The sequence below is a fragment of the Bacillus sp. Y3 genome (assembly GCF_008123875.1).
Taxonomy (GTDB): domain Bacteria; phylum Bacillota; class Bacilli; order Bacillales; family Bacillaceae; genus Bacillus; species Bacillus altitudinis.
This window is the reverse complement of sequence record NZ_VSSC01000003.1, coordinates 448,426-467,187: the sequence shown is the minus strand read 5'-3', so window position 1 is coordinate 467,187 and position 18,762 is coordinate 448,426. Positions and strand designations below refer to the sequence as shown.

The 18,762-nt window shown below is 40.0% G+C and carries 24 protein-coding genes and 1 pseudogene; 20 read left to right on the top strand and 5 right to left on the bottom strand.

All coding sequences use genetic code 11. The features are described from left to right. Positions 1–24 precede the first annotated feature (24 nt). The 12 genes from FXF70_RS07490 (at position 25) to FXF70_RS07435 (ending at position 8,950) form a co-directional block, all read left to right on the top strand. A complete protein-coding gene (locus tag FXF70_RS07490; protein WP_395947858.1) occupies positions 25–543 on the top strand; it encodes a GNAT family N-acetyltransferase in 519 nt (172 codons plus the stop codon). Continuing rightward, on the top strand, positions 497–1,051 hold the full coding sequence (locus FXF70_RS07485; RefSeq protein WP_017358048.1) for a hypothetical protein: 555 nt from the start codon (positions 497–499) through the stop codon (positions 1,049–1,051). The genes FXF70_RS07490 and FXF70_RS07485 overlap by 47 nt, the downstream gene beginning before the upstream one ends. A 154-nt stretch (positions 1,052–1,205) precedes the next feature. Then, complete coding sequence (locus FXF70_RS07480; protein WP_148780060.1) at positions 1,206–2,618, top strand: polysaccharide deacetylase family protein; 1,413 nt, start codon at positions 1,206–1,208, stop codon at positions 2,616–2,618. Between the two features lie 102 nt (positions 2,619–2,720). Continuing rightward, a complete protein-coding gene (locus tag FXF70_RS07475) occupies positions 2,721–2,948 on the top strand; it encodes a hypothetical protein (protein WP_035390884.1) in 228 nt (75 codons plus the stop codon). Positions 2,949–3,174: 226 nt separating this feature from the next. Beyond that, positions 3,175–3,603 (top strand): NUDIX hydrolase, encoded by a 429-nt coding sequence (locus FXF70_RS07470; protein WP_148780059.1) that lies wholly within the window; start codon positions 3,175–3,177, stop codon positions 3,601–3,603. A 20-nt stretch (positions 3,604–3,623) separates the two neighbouring features. Continuing rightward, entirely contained in the window at positions 3,624–4,034 is a 411-nt protein-coding gene (locus tag FXF70_RS07465; protein WP_148780058.1) for an Imm1 family immunity protein, read from the top strand. A 30-nt stretch (positions 4,035–4,064) separates the two neighbouring features. After that, positions 4,065–4,337: a DUF3986 family protein gene (locus FXF70_RS07460; protein WP_035390879.1), complete on the top strand. Its 273-nt coding sequence runs from the start codon at positions 4,065–4,067 to the stop codon at positions 4,335–4,337. A 258-nt stretch (positions 4,338–4,595) separates the two neighbouring features. Then, complete coding sequence (locus FXF70_RS07455; protein ID WP_017358041.1) at positions 4,596–5,432, top strand: transketolase; 837 nt, start codon at positions 4,596–4,598, stop codon at positions 5,430–5,432. Further along, complete coding sequence (locus FXF70_RS07450) at positions 5,429–6,388, top strand: transketolase family protein (protein ID WP_017358040.1); 960 nt, start codon at positions 5,429–5,431, stop codon at positions 6,386–6,388. Before FXF70_RS07455 ends, FXF70_RS07450 begins: the two co-directional genes overlap by 4 nt. Positions 6,389–6,404: 16 nt before the next feature. Continuing rightward, complete coding sequence (locus FXF70_RS07445; protein ID WP_017358039.1) at positions 6,405–7,163, top strand: SDR family NAD(P)-dependent oxidoreductase; 759 nt, start codon at positions 6,405–6,407, stop codon at positions 7,161–7,163. 177 nt (positions 7,164–7,340) lie between these two features. Continuing rightward, positions 7,341–8,681: an MFS transporter gene (locus FXF70_RS07440; protein ID WP_017358038.1), complete on the top strand. Its 1,341-nt coding sequence runs from the start codon at positions 7,341–7,343 to the stop codon at positions 8,679–8,681. Between the two features lie 128 nt (positions 8,682–8,809). Further along, on the top strand, positions 8,810–8,950 hold the full coding sequence (locus tag FXF70_RS07435) for a GapA-binding peptide SR1P (RefSeq protein WP_017358037.1): 141 nt from the start codon (positions 8,810–8,812) through the stop codon (positions 8,948–8,950). Between the two features lie 110 nt (positions 8,951–9,060). Here FXF70_RS07435 and FXF70_RS07430 read toward each other — a convergent pair whose 3' ends face one another. The 4 genes and pseudogenes from FXF70_RS07430 to sigK form a co-directional block, all read right to left on the bottom strand. Then, the gene (locus FXF70_RS07430; protein ID WP_008342522.1) at positions 9,061–9,762 is read right to left on the bottom strand and encodes a FadR/GntR family transcriptional regulator; all 702 of its coding nucleotides are present in this window, start codon (positions 9,760–9,762) and stop codon (positions 9,061–9,063) included. Between the two features lie 224 nt (positions 9,763–9,986). Further along, a pseudogene (locus FXF70_RS19435) lies at positions 9,987–10,145 on the bottom strand (RNA polymerase subunit sigma-70); the annotation flags it as partial. A gap of 27 nt (positions 10,146–10,172) precedes the next feature. Beyond that, on the bottom strand, positions 10,173–10,832 hold the full coding sequence (locus tag FXF70_RS07420; RefSeq protein WP_065460726.1) for a hypothetical protein: 660 nt from the start codon (positions 10,830–10,832) through the stop codon (positions 10,173–10,175). Positions 10,833–11,322: 490 nt separating this feature from the next. Continuing rightward, positions 11,323–12,051, bottom strand: a complete 729-nt coding sequence (gene sigK / locus FXF70_RS07415; RefSeq protein ID WP_058014952.1) for an RNA polymerase sporulation sigma factor SigK — start codon at positions 12,049–12,051, stop codon at positions 11,323–11,325. A gap of 231 nt (positions 12,052–12,282) precedes the next feature. Here sigK and FXF70_RS07410 point away from each other — a divergent pair, with 231 nt between their 5' ends. The 4 genes from FXF70_RS07410 to FXF70_RS19025 all read left to right on the top strand — a co-directional run bounded on the left by FXF70_RS07410 (position 12,283) and on the right by FXF70_RS19025 (position 15,339). Next, positions 12,283–13,404 carry a response regulator aspartate phosphatase gene (locus FXF70_RS07410; RefSeq protein WP_007501361.1) on the top strand — a complete coding sequence of 374 codons (1,122 nt, stop codon included), beginning with the start codon at positions 12,283–12,285 and terminating at the stop codon, positions 13,402–13,404. A gap of 166 nt (positions 13,405–13,570) precedes the next feature. After that, a complete protein-coding gene (locus FXF70_RS07405) occupies positions 13,571–14,311 on the top strand; it encodes a polysaccharide deacetylase family protein (protein ID WP_074041956.1) in 741 nt (246 codons plus the stop codon). A 71-nt stretch (positions 14,312–14,382) separates the two neighbouring features. Beyond that, on the top strand, positions 14,383–15,111 hold the full coding sequence (locus FXF70_RS07400; protein WP_025207653.1) for an SGNH/GDSL hydrolase family protein: 729 nt from the start codon (positions 14,383–14,385) through the stop codon (positions 15,109–15,111). 78 nt (positions 15,112–15,189) lie between these two features. After that, a complete protein-coding gene (locus FXF70_RS19025) occupies positions 15,190–15,339 on the top strand; it encodes a hypothetical protein (RefSeq protein WP_003217499.1) in 150 nt (49 codons plus the stop codon). A 136-nt stretch (positions 15,340–15,475) separates the two neighbouring features. On the opposite strand, the gene FXF70_RS07395 is transcribed toward FXF70_RS19025, so the two are convergent. Further along, positions 15,476–15,616 (bottom strand): sporulation histidine kinase inhibitor Sda, encoded by a 141-nt coding sequence (locus FXF70_RS07395; protein ID WP_003217327.1) that lies wholly within the window; start codon positions 15,614–15,616, stop codon positions 15,476–15,478. Between the two features lie 362 nt (positions 15,617–15,978). On the opposite strand from FXF70_RS07395, the gene FXF70_RS07390 reads away from it, so the two are divergent. From FXF70_RS07390 to yhbY, 4 genes are read left to right on the top strand one after another with little or no spacing between them, the layout of a single operon-like run. After that, positions 15,979–16,500, top strand: coding sequence for a YqeG family HAD IIIA-type phosphatase (locus FXF70_RS07390; RefSeq protein WP_008356191.1), 522 nt, complete (start codon positions 15,979–15,981; stop codon positions 16,498–16,500). 2 nt (positions 16,501–16,502) lie between these two features. Continuing rightward, positions 16,503–17,603, top strand: coding sequence for a ribosome biogenesis GTPase YqeH (gene yqeH / locus FXF70_RS07385; protein WP_007501357.1), 1,101 nt, complete (start codon positions 16,503–16,505; stop codon positions 17,601–17,603). Positions 17,604–17,624: 21 nt separating this feature from the next. Further along, the gene (aroE, locus tag FXF70_RS07380) at positions 17,625–18,467 is read left to right on the top strand and encodes a shikimate dehydrogenase (protein WP_017358031.1); all 843 of its coding nucleotides are present in this window, start codon (positions 17,625–17,627) and stop codon (positions 18,465–18,467) included. After that, complete coding sequence (gene yhbY / locus FXF70_RS07375) at positions 18,461–18,751, top strand: ribosome assembly RNA-binding protein YhbY (RefSeq protein WP_008342507.1); 291 nt, start codon at positions 18,461–18,463, stop codon at positions 18,749–18,751. Before aroE ends, yhbY begins: the two co-directional genes overlap by 7 nt. Positions 18,752–18,762 lie beyond the last annotated feature (11 nt).

Sequence of the window (18,762 nt, the reverse complement as noted above, 5' to 3'; positions counted from 1 at the left end):
GAAGATGCTCAAGAATATGCGAACTTGAGATTAGAAGCACTCCGATTAAATCCAGAGAGTTTTGCTATGAGTTACGAGGAAGAGAAGCTAGATACGAAGAATAAATATAAGGCTCGTTTTGCCTCTACACAATCTATGTGGACATTCGGTGCCTTTCATCAAGGTCAGCTGGTCGGCTCGGTCACACTCATACAAGAAACCTTGCAGAAATTAAAGCACCGTGCCAATGTGGTAGCGATGTTTGTAGCGGCTAATGGACGCGGAAAAGGAATGGGGAAGGCACTCCTGACAAAAGTACTTTCTTTTGCACGTGAAAAAAAAGACATCGAACAAATATATTTAACAGTGGTCACAACAAACGACCCAGCCAAACATCTTTATAAGTCTGTTGGATTTAAGTCGTATGCGGTAGAAGAAAAAGCACTAAAAATAAATGGTGCATATGTAGATGAGGAAAAAATGGTGCTATGTTTATCATCGTTTGGAGGGGATATAAATGAGCCAGCCAGTCATGCGCATCACATTGGCAGCCGGACCAAATAGTGAGCTGGAATCCTTTGCGCTTCGTGCAGCACTTGAAAACTTTGGCGCAAAAGTCGATATGCATTGGATAGGCAGACCGAATGACCTGATTAATGTTTTATCCGGGAGGAATAGAGGCGAGACGGATTTCATTCTTTTATCCTTTCACGGAGAAGAAGGAGCGTTTCTCATGCCGGAGTTAGGAGAAGATGTATACGAAGAGGGTGAGCCGAGAGGTGCTGCTTTTGGTGCGGATGACATAAAGCGGTATGCTTCGTTAAATGGAGTCCACATCATATGTACAGGCTGTACACTAGGCGAAAAAAAGGTGGCAGAAGCTTTTTTAGAAACAGGGGCGATATCCTATACAGCGCCCGATGACTACATTGATGGAAATGCGTCATTTATTTTTGTTCTCACCATGCTGTATGAGCTGGTGAACAACTCAAAGACAGTCAGAGCAGCTTTTGACCAGGCACGCTCTATTGATGAAGAAACAAAGTTATTCCAACTGTATATGCAAAAATAAGGGCTGAGCAATCAAGCCCTTTTTATATGTCTCTCGTAAAATATGTCGAAAATGTGACAAATGTGTTTTTTGCAAACTAAAAAGGGGCTTCGAAAAGTCTATCCTACAAACACACGCCATTTAGACAGGACGGCATCACGAGAGGAGAATCATTGTGTCAACGAAAGGGAAGATCAGTCTCGTCCTATGTGTACTTGCGGTCGTCATCGGTATCGCTGCGTTTTATCATAATCAGCAAGCAAGCGGGACAGAGAGGAAAAAAGTAGAACAAGATGCGAGCTACAAACAAGTTGAAATAGTCACACTTGTGAATGACGGGAAATTCATGAGATATGCTGTCAACTATCCGCTGTTTCATCAAGAAAAACTAGATCAGGAGATCAAAAGATTTGCAGAGACAGCGTTAGAAAAGTTTAAAACATCATTTAGTCAAGCGAGTGATGTCAATGAAGAAAAACGATACGAATTAAACATCGATTATGAGATCATTCATTATGCCAAGCAAACCGTCGCAATCAAATTCAATACATATGAAGTGAAGGGCGGAAAGCAAGGCGTCAATCAAACGAAGGTGATGAACTTTGATTTCAAGAAACAGACATTTTTATTAATCAACGATATCTTTCTATCAAAGAAGGATAATCTTCAAAAATTATCTCATATGACTTTTGAGGAATTAAAAAAAGATCGAACGCTAGCTGAAAATCAGCCGCTGCTCAAACAGGGAACGTCTCCTGTGGCGAAGAATTATCAGTATTTTGCCATCAAGGATCGCTATATCGAATTCTACTTTCCAAGAGGACAAATCGCTCCAAATCATCAAGGCCCTCAAGTGCTGGCGATTAAAAAAACACTGCTTAAAGGAATGTTAAAGCCAGAATACATCAATAAAGAAAAGAACAAAAACGAGAAAAAAGAACCGATCGCAAAAAGAAAGATCGTAAAACTGCCAAAACAGCGAGTAATTAACCCACATCAAAAAGCCATTGCCCTTACATTTGATGATGGACCAAATCCATCAACGACTTCAAAAATCTTAACAGCTTTAAAAGAAAACAAAGGACATGCGACATTTTTTGTATTAGGCAGCAGGGTTCAGTATTATCCCGATATGTTAAGTGAAATCAGAAAGGGTGGAAATGAAATTGGAAACCATTCCTATAACCACCCTTTGCTTACAAGACTTCCTTTAAAACAAGCGGTCAAACAAGTAGAAGACACGCAGCAAATCATTGAAAAAGCGAGCGGGTTCACACCGACTCATTTTAGACCACCATATGGCGGGACAAACGGGCAAATCAACGAAGCTCTTCACATGAAAGTGACCCTTTGGGATGTGGATCCTGAAGACTGGAAATATCGAAACAGCCAATACGTCGCGAACTACATTCTAACTCATGCATCTAGCGGTGAAACGATCTTAATGCACGACATCTATGACACCTCAGCCAACGCAGCCGTCACGATTATCAAAGAACTCACCAAACAAGGATATCAATTATTGACGGTGTCTGAGCTTGAGCAGTGGAAGGAAGCGCGTGAGAAGAGAAATGAGCCGAATAGGTAATACCCCTTTTGGTGTGAATCTTAGTGGATTCGCATCTTTTTTTAAGCAGGTCATGAAAATAAAGGGAAAATCTGTTAAGGTGAATATGAAGGGGGACTTCAAGTGGTATTGATAAGGTTTATTAGCCTCATTATGCTGACAGTAGTTGGTTTGGCTTTTGTCATAAACAATGTACCTGGTTTGATGCTGCCTATCTATATTCTCGCGATGATCGGGCTTATGTTCTGTCTCGGTCATATTGCGCTCCATTATCTACAGCGGATCAGATATATGTTATGTGATGAGAAACAATTGAAAGAGAATCAAATAAACAAACCTCCCGCTAAATGAAGGAGGTTTTTTACTTTTCTGTTTTCGATGATTTTCTCATTTGATTCCTTAATTGTCTCAAAAGAGAGACGATGTTCCTCGTAAATCTGATTTGGACAATCAGCAAGAGCATAATGATCCACGAGCTAAGCCCTCCACTCTTTCGTAACAAGGATACAGTATAATGAGAAAAGATTGATATGAACCGCTCGTTTTATATTTTCGACAATGGGTGAGGAGGATTCAATTGAAGCGAGTTGACGTGGTATCAGCTTTGATTTATGACATGGATGAAAATATTTTAATGGTGAAGAATGTCAAAGGTTATTGGGAGTTTCCCGGTGGTGCAGTGGAAGAAGGAGAACATCTGCAGCAAGCTGTGATCCGTGAGGTGAGAGAAGAAACAGGATATGTGATCAAAATAAATGAACTTCATTCTGTTCGGGAAATACTCTTTCAAGATAACATGCATCACGCACTTATTTTTACGTTTTTTGGGGAAATCATCGGGGGAGAGATGAATATTTTAGATCCTGATCATGATATTGAAGAAGTAAAATGGGTAAGCACTCAAGATGCTGAAAAACTAAATCCGCAGTTATTCAGCATGCTAAAATTAAATAAACAGACGCGTCCATTTTACACATTTGAAGGAAAGAGAACAAGGGATCAATAAATGAATAAGGAGAGAATGGAATGTTATTGTATTATGGACCAACCGGTGCTCCAGTGGAAAATCCAGGAGAAGAATGGGTGAAAGAAATCTTCTTCCATAAGGGTGAAGACTATTGGAAACAAGGGAATGGAGAATCTTCTATTGAAGTGGATGAAGATTGGGAAACGGAAAGTCTTGTTTTCTTTTATCATGAACCTTATGGCTTTTTTCTTATGAGATATCCAGATTTTTTGGTTCCTTTTAAAAAAGAAGAGAAGATAGAAACGATCAAGCATGTCGTTGCAGGCGCACCATTGTATGTACCTTCATGCAGCTACGTCGATCGACATCAAGCTTATGAAATCGTTCAACATTTTCTAAAAACAAAATCGGTACCTGATAGTGTTGAATGGGTGGAGTTGAGGACGATTGATTTTCAGCAAGGTCTATAAAGTTTTACGGGGAACGAGAAGGAGAATAAAATGTGTCGTTTAGATGATACCATGCATGTACATGTTGGCTATTACGAACAGGGTCTTGATGTTGAAGGGGTGTTTTTTAAGAGTTTAGAAACAGGAAAGTGGCAATTATTCTTTGACCATACATGGTATGAGATAACGCTTTTAAAACATTATGAAAAATATGAAGATTTAGGGCTGTTGATTGGGGAGTATTCTATTGAAGATGACAAAATTGAAGAGGAAGGGAATCAGCTGTTTGAGCGTTTTTTAAAAGAAAACGGGGTAGTGAGATAAATACAGAATGTGAAACATCACTCAATGAAAATGACGAGTGATGTTTTTTTATGTTGGATACTGATTTTCTAAAATTTTGCTCTATGTAATCTAAAGAGCATCTAATACAAATCTGCATTGATTGTTTAAAAATTCAAAAAATAGATAGACAAATGCTTTCAAGAATTGTATAGTGTTCTCATAAATTACTTGTCATACAAGTGAACAAGTAACTAAGAATATAAGATTGGATTTCAAATAATAAAATGAGGTGATCCAGTGAAAGATGTAAGTTTGGCGAATTTAAAAGCAAAAGCGATTGAACTTAGACAAACGGCGATTACGATGATTTATGAAGCGCAATCGGGGCATCCTGGCGGCTCTTTATCAGCTGCTGATATCATCACGGCCCTTTATTTCAAAGAGATGAATATCGATCCCCAAAATCCTAACTGGGAAGATCGAGATCGTTTTGTTTTATCGAAAGGCCATGTTGCACCTATTCAATATGCTGCCTTAGCGCTAAAAGGTTATGTCCCTTTTGAAAACGTATACAAATTGAGACAGTACGGTTCACCGTTCCAAGGTCATCCTGATATGAAGAAATGCCCTGGAATTGATATTTCAACAGGTTCATTAGGCCAAGGACTTTCTTGTGGGGTTGGTATGGCGCTTGCGGGTAAACGGGATGAAAAAGATTATCGGGTATTTGCGATGGTAGGCGATGGCGAATGTCAAGAAGGACAAATTTGGGAAGCGGTTCAAACCGCAGTCAAATATCGTCTTGATAATTTAATTGTTTTTGTTGACAATAACCGTCTGCAAATTGATGGTTTCTGCGAGGAAATCATGCCGCTGCAAGACATAGAAATGAAGTTTGAAGTATTCGGGTTTGAAACAAAGCGAATTGACGGACATTCGATGGAAGAGATAGTCGAAACATTGAATCAAGTGAAAAACATGAAAAATGGAAAGCCGAAATGTATTGTAGCAGACACGATTAAAGGCAAAGGCGTTTCCTACATGGAAAATATCTGCTCATGGCACGGTGTTGCGCCAAATGAGAAAGAGTATGAACAGGCATTAGAAGAATTAGCAGGAGGTTTGAGATCATGAGCCAAACTGAAAAAGCGGTCATTAAGAAAAAAGCGACACGTGAAGCCTTCGGTGATGAAATTGTTAAGTTAGGAAAAGAGAATCAACATATTTACGTGATTGATATTGATATCGGCAAATCATGCAAAACAGGAGAATTCATTAAGCAGCTTCCCAATCAGCATGTGAACGTTGGAATTGCCGAACAAAATGGTGCCGGGCTGGCAGCTGGTCTTGCGACAACTGGAAAAATTCCATTTGTAAGCACTTACGCAGTTTTTGGCTCGCTGCGCATGGCAGAGCAAATCCGTCAAGAAATATGCTATCCGAATTTGAATGTAAAGATTGCCTGCTCGCACGGAGGATTGACACCGGGAAATGACGGTGGAAGTCATCAAGCGATAGAAGATATGGGCGTTTTAAGAACATTTCCCAACATGACGGTCATCATGGGCTCTGATTACTATTCGACGAGAAAATTGATCAAAGAGGCAGCGAATACGTATGGCCCTATGTATTTGCGCTTTACCCGAGATGCTGTGCCGATGATTTATGATGAACATGAGGAGTTTGTGATTGGAAAAGCCAAAAAATTAAGGTCTGGCAAAGATATTGCGATCATTGCAAATGGTGATACAGTATACCTTGCTTTGGAAGCGGTTAAAAAACTAGAAGAACAAGGGATTGAAGCATCACTTTTAGATATGCATACGATCAAACCTCTAGATCGAGAGGCGGTTGTGGAGTGTCTCGATATTGGACGTATGATCACTGTAGAGGATCATAACATTTTGAACGGATTAGGCAGTGCTGTATGTGAAGTAGCAGCAGAAGAAGGTCGAGGAAAAGTCAAACGGATCGGAGTGCAAGACCGTTTTGGAGAATCTGCACCTTACGAAAAACTTTTAGAAATAAATGGAATAACAATCGAAAACATCATAAATACAGCAAAAGACATGCTGAACAATCACATTTGAAAGTAGGTTATTTACAATGTTTACATTAAACAATCAAGTAGCTATTGTAACAGGGAGCGGTTCTGAAAAAGGAATTGGCCGAACAATCGCTCTAACACTTGCTAAACAGGGTGCTGCTGTCGTGGTAGCAGATATCAATGAAGAAGGGATTCGCTTCACAGTAGAAGCCATTCAAAAAGCCGGAGGAAAAGCGTTAGGTGTAGTAGTAAATGTAACAAATAAGGAATCAATTGATCAAATGGTGGCTGTAACGCTTGAGGCGTTTGGCCGCATTGACATATTGGTGAATAATGCAGGTATTTCTCAAAAAGTAACCGTTCAGAACATGACACTTGAAGATATGACAAGAGTATTTAATGTAAATATGTTTGGTTTGTTCTTGTGTACACAAGCCGTGCTAGAACCAATGATCAAGCAGCAATATGGGCGTATTATCAACCTGTCTTCTGTATCGGCTAAAAGGGGAGGAGGCGTATTTGGAGGAGCACATTACTCAGCTTCCAAAGCAGCAGTATTAGGTTTTTCTAAAAACCTTGCCCGTGAAGTAGGGAAAGATGGTATCACAGTGAATTGTGTGACACCAGGCCTTGTGAATACGGATATTTGGAAGTCACTTCCTATCGATGAAGCCGAAAAAGTAATTGATAATATACCACTTGGCCGACCAGGTGAAACGAAAGAAATCGCAGCCGCCATTACATTTTTGGCTACTAAAGAAGCATCCTACATTACAGGAGAAGAAATCGATATCAATGGTGGTTCACATATGGACTAGTAGAAAGAAATGGAGCAGGCACATGAACATGCCTGACTCTATTTTAAATAAAAAGGAAGTAGAGTCACAGTCAAAATGATTGATGAAATGATATTTTGTAAGCGCTTAATAAAAATGTGTCATGCCATTTAGACATCTTCACGCAGTTGGACAAAGCAACTTGAAGGGGGAATCATGTTGAATCAACAAGCATTAGAAAAGTCGACGACTCGTAAAGTTACACTTCGCCTTATCCCATTTTTATCATTATGTTTTGTTATCGCTATTTTAGATCGTGTGAATATTGGATTTGCTGCTCTTCAAATGAATGAAGATTTGGGATTTTCAAATGCTGTATTTGGACTTGGGGCTGGAATATTCTTTTTAGGGTATTTTTTATTAGAAGTTCCGGGAAGTGCCATTATGGCAAAGATCGGTGCGAGTAAATGGATCAGCCGAATTATGGTGACATGGGCAATTATTGCGATTTTAATGGCTTTTGTTCAAGAACCATGGCAGTTTTATACAGCACGTTTCTTATTGGGTGCGGCAGAAGCTAGCTTTTATCCATGTATGGTGTTTTATTTGAGCGGTTTTTATCAAACCAAACATCATGCCAAAGCCATTGCTGGATTTATGCTGGCGATTCCGGGAGCGAATGCCCTAGGTGCACCACTTTCTACATTTCTATTAGGTGTTGATTGGCTGGATATGTCTGGATGGCAGTGGCTGTTTATTTTAGAAGCGATTCCAGCACTCATTCTTGGAGTAATTGCATTCTTTTATTTGGATGACAAACTTGAAGATGTAAAATGGCTGAATCAAGATGAAAAAGAGTGGCTGATTCATGTCACAACAAAAGAAAAGCTTGAGAAAGAACAGGTCAAGCGATATACATTCACTCAAGCTTTAAAAGATCGAGATGTACTCATTTTATCGGCAGGCTATTTCTGCTGGATGGTTGGGTTTTACGGCATCAATATGTTTTTGCCGACAATCTCTAAAGGATTATCTGACACCATTTCCTTAAGTACGCAGGGAATGGGCTGGCTGTTAGGTTTCATGTATACCGTCGCTATCATTGTAATGGTGCTGGTCGGGAATCATTCTGACAAGAAAAACGAGAGGCGATGGCATGTATCTGCCTGCTTAACTGTCAGTGCGATGGCCATGATCATTAGCAGTTATATAGCAAATTCCAGTGTGATCTTATCCTTTGTGTTTTTAACCATTGCCTTGTGCGGAGCCTTTGGTGCTTATTCTCCATTTTGGGCCATTCCCCCTTCTTTTCTAACAGGAGCAGCCGCCGGTGGAGCGATCGCACTAATCAACAGTATTGGCAATCTTGGCGGTTTCTTTGGGCCATATATAGTCGGGTACATTAAGGATGTCACAGGTTCTTTTCACATCAGTATGATTTTTTTAGGTGTTAGTATGATACTGGCTTCTTTTATTATTGTGTTTTTAGTTAAACAGTCAGGAAAAGCACTAGTTGTAAAAGCAAGTACAGAAAAATCCAGTATAGAAAAGTCTATTTAAACGAGGGTCATAAAAAAACTATGATGGAAGTAGTAAGGGGAAATATTGTGGTGATTTAGCTGTCAGGAGAAGTTCTGAAAGAAAACGAGACAATACATGAGGATAAAACGATTGGAGCTGAAATTTTCATGGAAAAAGAGACAAATGTACCACAAAATACGATCGTTTGCCGGGAATGTGGAGAAATCATTGACATCGCTTATGGCTCTGAAGGGGTTAAAGTCTTATACGGAATATGCGAAGGGTGCCGAGCATCGGAAAATAAATGAACTTAAAAAGACAAAGACGCATAACAGCAAGGCTTCTACTTGTTGTATGCGTCTTATTTTTCGATTAAATAAAAAGAAGCTTCTCATATCGTATTTGGAAGTGGAAGATCCTAGCTTTTCCAATATCGATCATATAGGTTTTGCATGTGGGCAGTCATACGTTTCACAGCTTCTGCTGCGTTCCGTTCTTCGAGTGCTTCTATAATCAGTTTATGCTCCTGAAAGTTGACCTCACGATAGTCAGAACGGGTAACGGTTCGATCACGTATAAACCTCCACATTTCCTGCTGCTTCATAGCGTTCGTAATGGAAGACATAAAGGTAATGAATAAATCATTATGTGACGCTTTTGCAATTCCCATATGTAGCTGCTCGTCAGTTGCCGGGACGTATACACCTGAATGTGTTTCTTCTTCCATTTTTTTGATGGTTTGTTTCAGTTCTAAAATATCTTCGTCAGTCGCTCTCAAAGCCGCAAAATGAATAATTAAAGGCTCGATATGCATTCTAGCTTCCACGATATCCTCAGGTGATGCCGATTTCATAGAGATGGACCCTTCATTGTGTATGGTCGTACTCTTAACGAAGACACCTTCTCCTTGACGTGAATAAATAATACCATTCATTTCTAGTGCACTGAGGGCTTGTCTAACAGGTGCGCGGCTGACACCAAATTGTTCGCATAATTCCCTTTCTGAAGGAAGTTTATCTCCTATTTGAAAAGAGCCTAACTGTATTTCAGAAAGGATCTGATTATAAATTTGTATGTATAATTTTTTATTGGAAACAGGATTGAATGTAATAGAAATCACCCCTCTTTATTTGTCATACAAGTATATTAATTATATACTTTTCAGATTTGAAGGGCAAAAAAATATACCGAAACCATTTTTAAAATTAAAAGATAATTCATAAATGGTAAGAGCCTAAACAAATAAAAACAGACCTTATAAGGCCTGTTCTGTTGCAAAATGTTTTCTATTAAAATTCCCTGCTCAATTCGCCTTCTCTTTCTTTAACTTCAAACCGGACCGGTCATGTAGAGCTGAATGGTATCAGTCACATCTTCATTTTCAGATGGTAAGAAGGCAATTAATGAAATTTCGTTTCCTTCTTTATCCTGACCGATGGGGTCATGCAGAGAGACGTCTTTTTTTGTTTTTTTAAGTGCGCGTAAATGCATCAGGATTTCATTATTAAAGTCAAAAGGGGGGTGCAGAATTTAAAAATCGAATTTAACTTTTGCCCCATCATGCAATAATTCAGGTTCGTCATTTAGATAGACATCACTTAAGTGAAGTGTGATTGAATTCAAATCCGAAACATCATCTACCAGTAAAGGAACTACAACCATACCTTCATTTTCGACTTTACCATACAAAGAACCAACACCTGTATCCGTAGTCAAATTAGTCTTATAGACTTCAATTTGTTTCTTTGTATTAGTGGTAATAATATCAACACCAGAAAACAAAACATCTTTATCGGAAGTGTTTTCAGTCGTATAAGTGATTTGTATTCTATGGTATTTATCTTTTTCAAAATTATTATAAGAAAGAAGCTCTTTATCTTGTTCACCTAAATTACTGTATTCAAATACTTTAACATCGTGTATTTTCATCTTAATAGGACTTAAATCTATTTCTTTTTGTTTGTTATTTATCTTTTTCAAAGTTAGTGTTGAACCATTTTTATCTTTATCCCATTGGCCAATTTCGGTTAGAAGTCCTGATGTTGGTTTATTCTCTTTTTGTGTTGATTCTTTTGAAGCCTCTTTACTCGTTTCTTCTTTTTTTGCCGGCTCAGTTGAGCTGTTAGTGTTACCACAAGCAGTTAGAACTGCCATAAAGCATAAGAATAAAATTAGTTTAGCTTTTTTCATTTGTCTACACCCTTTTATATACATATTTTAGTAATACAGGAAACATTATAATACAAAAAATGTTGAAGTGATGATTTTCGACAAAATTAGACGAAATAATTCATGACTTATAGCACGGGTTTAAAGTCACGAAACGTTCGGTGGTGAATTCGTATGTAACATTAAAAAGTGCTGATATTTCATTTGTGAAATTATTATAAGTCTGAATAGCTATTATTTTTCTAAACATAAAAGTTGAAATACAAAACTTATATGCAAACCGTTTGTCCTTCATTTTCCACAATTCTCTAAACAGTGGGGTGTAATCAGTTGATTTCCTTCATGTCTAAGTGCATGACCCAAAATTCATCACCAAAATCTTGCCATTGTTCTTGAGGGCTAAGGCGGCAGCTATTATCAAAAGAAATGCAGCGAGACAGTAGCTTAGTGCCGAAATAAAAAACAGACCTAATAAGGTCTGTTTTTGTTAGAAGTTAGGGGAAGTTCATTTTCACTTCCCCTTCTCCCGCTTCCGTTTCTCCTTCTCCGCCCGGTAAAACTCATGAAACATCTTCATCAGCGCTCGCTTCTCAATCCGGGACACATAGCTCCGCGATATTCCGAGCTCCTTGGCTATTTCCCGCTGCGTTTTCTCTTTCTTTAAGTCCAAACCGAACCGGCCGACGATGACTTCTTTTTCCCGGCCGTCGAGAATGTCGATATATTCTTTTACTTTTTCAAGCTCCATGTTGAGCTGAATGGTATCAATCACGTCTTCATTTTCTGATTTTAAGACGTCAATTAATGAAATTTCGTTGCCTTCTTTATCTTGACCGATGGGGTCATGCAGAGAGACGTCCTTTTTTGTTTTTTTGAGTGCGCGTAAGTGCATGAGAATTTCATTTTCAATACACCGCGCCGCATAAGTTGCCAGCTTTGTTCCTTTTCCAGAGGAATAGCTTTCGATGGCTTTAATGAGTCCGATCGTCCCGATGGAGATGAGGTCTTCAGCGTCTTCCCCGGTATTTTCAAATTTCTTGACAATATGGGCGACGAGCCGAAGGTTATGTTCAATCAGCATGTTTCTTGCGTGTTCATCGCCCTCTGCCATGAGGGCTAAGTATTTTTTCTCATCATCTCCCGAAAGGGGTTGTGGAAAGGCATTGTTTTTGACATAGGACACTAAAAACACCAATTCTTTGACCATCAATCCCATCGCTGTAAATACTCCTGCCACGATTTTCACCTCCACCATGTTTAGGCCGCTGCCTATATCCTCAAATGTATGTGAAGGAAGGATTGTCTGTGTCTGTACGATGAAAAAATCATCTTATTTGAAAGAAACGTGCTTCTGTGGGTATGTTTTTGCTGCACCTCTCATATGTTTGCGGTTTCTTTGCGGTGCTTGGCGGTCTAAAAGCGTGCTAAAATATGTAATATTAGACCGAAAAGGAAGGGGTTTTTTCGGAACATGGGGAAGGTTCTTTCTTCACATGTCGGTATGAAAATTAATGAATGGTATCGAATGATACGGCAGTTCAGTGTTCCAGATGCGGAAATCTTGAAAGCAGAAGTAGAAGCGGAAATTGAACGTATGGAAGAGGACCAGCATTTACTGATTTATTATCAGCTCATGTGTTTTCGGCACCAAATTATGCTCGACTATATACACCCTTCAAAATATCAACCTTTCTCAGTATCTAACCTTGTCGATAAAATCGAAAATTCCAATCATGAGTTATCTGATATGCTGCATTATTACCATGCATTTTTTCGTGGCATGCATGAGTTTAGTCAAAAAGAATATTTGGAGGCCGTCAAATATTATCGCATGGCAGAAAAACAGCTGTCTATGGTATTTGATGATATTGAGCAGGCCGAGTTTCATTTTAAAGTAGCAGAAGCCTACTATATAATGAAACAAACGCATGTCTCCATGCACCATATTTTAAAAGCGCTTGAAATATACGATCAGCATGATGCGTATTCCATTCGCATTATTCAGTGCCTCTTTGTCATCTCGGGAAATTATCAAGATTTAAAACGTAAAGATCGAGCACTGCCTCACTTGAAAAAGGCGAAACAACTCGCATCCGAAATTGATCACCCGCGCATTTATAGCTCAGCACTCTATAATTTAGGGAAATGTTACGGGGAGTTAGGTTATCGAGAAGAAGCAGAACGATATTTAACCGAATCGGCTGACCTCGCCAAAAAAGAGCTGCTTCCCACGCTGCCTCATACACTTTATACACTGGCCAAGCTGCTTTTTAGACAAAATGAGCAGACTGAAGCAAGGCGTATATTAGAGGATGGGAAATTGGCCGCAAAGAAGCATGAAGACCAGCTGTTCTGTCATATGTTTGAGTATCTGGATGCTTTATATGTTCAGGAAATCAATGAAGAACAACTGCAAAAAACCATTGATTATTTGGAAAAACTTAGCCTATACTCTTATATAGAGGATATCTCACTAGAAATTGCGACAGCCTTAGAAACCTCTCAACAATACCAGAAGTCCAACCAGTATTATCAAAAATTGCTATGGGCTCAAAATCAAATCCAAGAAGGAGAGTGTCTGTATGAATTCTAAGCAACGTTCGACAGTTGAAGAGAGAAACCAAACGTGAGACAAAAAGCGGGCCTGATGGGCCGGCTTTTTTTATGTGAAAAAGAAGCGTAGACGATCACGAAACTTGAATGAATTCATCAGAAAGCGGGCAATTTAATGTGTAATGATGTTCTGTGGAGGCGGTCTGATGAAAGGGTTGCATATCTTGTTATGTATATTGGTAATATGCGCTTTTGTTCCTGATAACATAGAGGCGCGTACATTAAAAAGAATCGACCTAGAAAAAACGGGACGAGCCTTTTGGGACATGAGAGAGGAACGGAAAAAGATTGCGTTAACCTTTGATGATGGGCCTCATCCGGTATACACAAGTCAAATACTAGATGTACTAAGAGAGCATGAAGTGAATGCCAGTTTTTTTGTCATCGGGAGCCGTATTCATGCATATCCCCTGCTCGCAGAGCGGATTGTGAGCGAAGGAAATGAGCTTGGCAATCACACGATGAACCATACGTATTTTGACCTTTTGTCATCGAAAGAAATCAAGCAAGAATTAAAAGAATCAGCGGCTCATATCGCTTCTCTCCAGCCTGGCGGACCCTTATTATTTCGTCCCCCGGGCGGGCGCTTGACGATGAAGTCATTCCGCATTCTTTCTAAGCAAGGATACGATATCGTAATGTGGTCCTTTACGCAAGATCCGAAGGACTGGTCAAGGCCAGGTGCACACAAAATTGCCAGCCGTATTATTGAGAATATTCAGGGCGGTGATATCATCCTTTTACATGATGGCGGAGGAAATCGTAAGCAGACAGTAGAAGCGCTGAAACAAGTCGTACCTGAACTAAAGAAAAGGGGCTATGAGTTTGTGAAAGTGAGCGAACTGCTGCACCATGACAGAGATTATCTGCCGGTTCAATTACAATAAGAAACAGTCATTCATTGAAACCAAAAGTCTTGTCGTTTACTATATGAAGAGGGCTTTTGGAGGTGAATGTTGTGAAGAAATTTGTTTTCCTTTTTATCCTGATATGTGTTGCTGCTGGGTGCTCGAAGCAGGCGCAGGAAAGTGTCATTGCATTTGGTGACAGTAACACAAGAGGATCGAACTGGGATTTTCGAGATTATCCCACATCTGAAAAATGGGTGAATCTCATGAAAAATGTCGAGCGCGGCCAAATCAAGGTACAGAATGCTGGAATTGGCGGGCAGACAACGGAAGATGCGAAGCTGCGCTTTGAGCAGGATATTTTAAAACCAAAACCAACTTACGTCCTCATCATGTTCGGTACAAATGATGCGGCGATTCTAGACGGGAAACATCCCCGTGTGACCAAAAAACGATTTAAAGAAAACTTATCCTACTTCATTTCTGAAAGTAGGAAAGAGGGAATTACCCCGATCCTCATGACGTGCGTGCCTGTGGTGGAAGGAGGCAAAAAGGGCTTGTATTATTATTCTAGATATAAGTCATCTTATTTTGCTGAGAGAGGCGGGGCGAGAGCTTGGCAAAACTCATACAATGACATCACAAGACAAGTAGCTGAAAAACAGCAGGTGCCGCTTGTCGACAATTGGAAAGCGTTCATCCGAGAAGCGGGTGAAGATAGTGACAACGCCTTGATTCAGTCTGGACTCATTGACCCTTCTGGCAATCATATGACACCAAAAGGGGCAAGAATCATTTATAACGAAATCAAAGAGCGTGATGTCATTAAACATTTTTAAAAGCAGGCCATCTGCCTAAACAAGACGATCCATCTCGCATAGTCTAACAGTATATCTTCCTAGAAGGAGGTAACTGATATGTGGGGATGTCCTTATCCTTACCCTGCGTGTTCGCCTTATCCAGCTCAAGGAGCAGGAATCGGTTACGCTTTTCTTGTTGTGTTCCTTGTCGTCATTTTGGTCGTAGGTGGAGGGTTATGGTTTTGGAATGAACAGCCTTGCAAATAAGACACCTCTTCTTTGATCAGAAGGGGTGTTTTTTACGGAAAATAGTAGTAAGCCTATAGCGCAAGTGATATAATATCAGTCACCTGAGTTTAAAAAAGGAGAGTGCTCGGGAGGCATGGTTCCTGGATATATGGAATTAAGAGGAAACAGAGAGCATATGCCCGAGCGAACGTCTTTTCATTTCTGTCTCAATTAATTCAATGAAGTCGCGATTTAAGTTCATTTCATTTGCTTTATAATACGATTCTATAAGTAAATCATCTGACAGCTTTTTCATACTAGAAACCCATATGATGGGAAAAACACCTCCCCTGAAAAAGTTGGCATAAAACTTGAGGAAAAGACATATCATCATAGGTTGATCGAATGTCTTTGAAGTACCTTTAATCTACCATGAATGGGAAACAAGAACAATCGTTCTGTTATCCACATGGTTAAGTGGATAACTTGTGGGTAGAGTGTTTATAATTGAATGAAAGCGTGATGAAATATAGGTGGATAATGTGTGTAAAATTATCCACACCTGTTGAAGGTCCTCATCATATGTCGAAAACTTTTTCATTGTATTCGATAGACAGACAAATTGTGATTTGATTCGACACAATCGCTGAAAAACCAATGGAAGAAAGGGTGCAAATTGTGCTAAAGAAGTATTTCTTACCGGATGAATTTGTGAAAAGTATTTTCCACATTTCGCCGCAAAAACTAAAAGAACGAAATGTAAAAGGAATTATTACGGATTTAGATAACACACTAGTAGAATGGGATCGTCCAAGTGCGACCCCGCGTTTAATTGAATGGTTTCAAGAGATGAAAGATCACGGGATACAGGTGACGATTGTATCGAACAATAATGAAAAAAGGGTCAAGCTTTTTTCTGAGCCGGTTCATATCCCGTTTATTTATAAAGCGAGAAAACCGATGGGAAGAGCCTTTAATAAGGCCGTCGCTGATATGCAATTGAAGAAAGAAGATGTGGTTGTCATTGGCGATCAGCTTATGACAGATGTGCTTGGCGGAAACAGGCATGGCTTCCATACCATTTTGGTTGTACCTGTTGCGGCATCGGACGGATTTTTCACGAAGTTTAACAGGCAGATTGAACGCAGAATTTTAGGAGCCTTAAAGCGTAAGGGCCACATTCAGTGGGAGGAAGAGTAATAATGGAAAAGGTTGTTTGTATTGGCTGCGGTGTAGCCATTCAGACGGAAGATAAAGATCAATTAGGATATGCGCCGGCAGCATCTCTATTGAAAGAAGATGTGATCTGTCAGCGCTGTTTTAGGTTAAAGAACTACAATGAAATTCAGGATGTATCTTTAACAGAAGACGACTTTTTAAATATTTTACACAGCATTGGCGAGACTGATTCTCTGATCGTCAAGGTCGTTGATATTTTTGACTTTAACGGAAGCTGGATTAATGGACTGAGCCGTATTGTTGGTGGTAATCCCATTTTACTGGTTGGCAACAAGGTAGATATTTTACCGAAATCCGTGAAAAAAGACCGTCTTGTTCAATGGATGAAGCGGGAAGCAAAAGAAAATGGGCTCAATCCGATCGATGTGTTTTTAATCAGTGCGAGCAGAGGACAAGGTGTGCCTGAGGTCATGGAGGCCATTGATCATTACCGTGAGGGCAGAAATGTCTATGTTGTCGGCTGTACAAATGTTGGGAAATCAACATTTATTAACCGCATTATCAAAGAGGTGTCTGGAGAAGAGAATGTGATCACCACATCCCAATACCCAGGGACAACACTTGATGCGATTGAAATCCCGCTTGATGACGGGTCTGCTTTATTCGATACACCGGGGATCATCAACCGCCATCAAATGGCGCACTATGTCGGCAAAAATGACTTAAAGATTTTAACGCCGAAAAAAGAATTGAAACCGAGAACGTTCCAGTTAAATGAAGCTCAAACGCTTTACTTTGGCGGACTGGCTCGATTTGATTATGTAAAAGGCGGCAGAACATCCTTTGTCTGCTATATGCCAAATGAACTCAACATTCATAGGACGAAGATGGAGAATGCAGATGACTTATATGAAAAGCATGCAGGTGAACTGCTTTCACCGCCATCAAAAGAGGGAATGGAAGATTTCCCGCCGCTCGTTCCGCACACTTTCACCATCGATCAGCCAAAAATGGACATTGTCTTTTCAGGATTAGGCTGGGTGACTGCAAATGATGCTGGGAAACAAATCAAAGTGTATGCGCCAAAAGGCGTGCACGTGTTTATGAGACGTTCGTTAATTTAAATGTTCAGAGGGGGAGAGACCTTGAAACCTTTATACGGAGTAATCGGTAACCCTGTTGGCCATTCAATGTCTCCGGATATTCATAATGCAGCATTAAAGGATGCTGGAATTGATGGACATTATCATGGCTTTCAAGTAGAAAATGATGACCTGAAAGATGCGATTAGCGGCATGAAAGCGTTAGGAATCAGCGGCATTAACGTCACTGTTCCGCACAAGGTAGAAATCATGAAGTACCTCGACAAAATTGATGTGACAGCTGAACGCCTTGGTGCCGTCAATACGGTGCGTCTCGAAGGAGATCAGCTCGTTGGGTACAATACAGATGGAGAAGGCTTTCTTCATTCATTGCTTGAAGCGTTGGATCAGCCGTTATCAGAGCTGTCATTTCTCCTGCTTGGTGCTGGTGGAGCAGCAAGAGCGATTTACACGACAATTGCTGAGTATGCACCGAAACAATTTGATATCGCCAACCGCACCATTGAAAAAGCTGAGGCTTTAATTGAAAGTGCCGATGGGAAAATCACATCTCGTGCCATTGCATTAAATACAGCAGAAGAGCGGCTTGGGGAATATGATGTCATCATCCATACGACCTCGATTGGTATGTATCCAAATGTTGAAGAAACCCCGATTCCTTTAGCGAACGCAAAAAAAACAGCGGTCGTTTGTGATATTGTGTATAATCCAATAGAAACAAAGCTGCTAAGCGAAGCAGCCGGGTTAGGTTTGAAAACAGTCGATGGCGTCGGCATGTTTGTTGGTCAGGCGGTAAGAGCCTTTGAACTGTGGACGGGCATTACACCTGACGCCCGAAAAATGAAGTCAATTGTCATAGAGAAATTAGGAGGAACACCATGTTAAAAGGTAAGCAAAAACGTTTTTTACGTGCGCAAGCACATCATTTATCACCTATTTTTCAAGTTGGAAAAGGCGGGGTAAATGACAATATGGTCAAGCAAATTTCCGAGGCGCTTGAAGCAAGAGAACTTTTGAAAGTCAGCGTATTGCAAAACTGCGACGAGGACAAAACAGAGGTTGCAAAAGCACTTGTAAAAGGTGCAAAAGCTGAACTCGTTCAAACGATCGGAAATGTGATTGTCCTTTATAAGGAATCAAAGGAAAATAAACAAATTAAGCTGCCGTAAAGGTGGATATG

What these genes read in the sequence shown, in the direction of transcription:
- FXF70_RS07485 (WP_017358048.1), top strand. Translation starts at nt 497, where the DNA reads ATGAGCCAGCCAGTCATGCGCATCACATTGGCAGCCGGACCAAATAGT.
- FXF70_RS07465 (WP_148780058.1), top strand. Translation starts at nt 3,624, where the DNA reads ATGTTATTGTATTATGGACCAACCGGTGCTCCAGTGGAAAATCCAGGA.
- FXF70_RS07460 (WP_035390879.1), top strand. Translation starts at nt 4,065, where the DNA reads ATGTGTCGTTTAGATGATACCATGCATGTACATGTTGGCTATTACGAA.
- FXF70_RS07450 (WP_017358040.1), top strand. Translation starts at nt 5,429, where the DNA reads ATGAGCCAAACTGAAAAAGCGGTCATTAAGAAAAAAGCGACACGTGAA.
- FXF70_RS07445 (WP_017358039.1), top strand. Translation starts at nt 6,405, where the DNA reads ATGTTTACATTAAACAATCAAGTAGCTATTGTAACAGGGAGCGGTTCT.
- FXF70_RS07435 (WP_017358037.1), top strand. Translation starts at nt 8,810, where the DNA reads ATGGAAAAAGAGACAAATGTACCACAAAATACGATCGTTTGCCGGGAA.
- FXF70_RS07420 (WP_065460726.1), bottom strand. Translation starts at nt 10,832, where the DNA reads ATGAAAAAAGCTAAACTAATTTTATTCTTATGCTTTATGGCAGTTCTA.
- FXF70_RS07410 (WP_007501361.1), top strand. Translation starts at nt 12,283, where the DNA reads ATGGGGAAGGTTCTTTCTTCACATGTCGGTATGAAAATTAATGAATGG.
- FXF70_RS07405 (WP_074041956.1), top strand. Translation starts at nt 13,571, where the DNA reads ATGAAAGGGTTGCATATCTTGTTATGTATATTGGTAATATGCGCTTTT.
- FXF70_RS19025 (WP_003217499.1), top strand. Translation starts at nt 15,190, where the DNA reads ATGTGGGGATGTCCTTATCCTTACCCTGCGTGTTCGCCTTATCCAGCT.
- FXF70_RS07395 (WP_003217327.1), bottom strand. Translation starts at nt 15,616, where the DNA reads ATGAAAAAGCTGTCAGATGATTTACTTATAGAATCGTATTATAAAGCA.
- yqeH (WP_007501357.1), top strand. Translation starts at nt 16,503, where the DNA reads ATGGAAAAGGTTGTTTGTATTGGCTGCGGTGTAGCCATTCAGACGGAA.
- yhbY (WP_008342507.1), top strand. Translation starts at nt 18,461, where the DNA reads ATGTTAAAAGGTAAGCAAAAACGTTTTTTACGTGCGCAAGCACATCAT.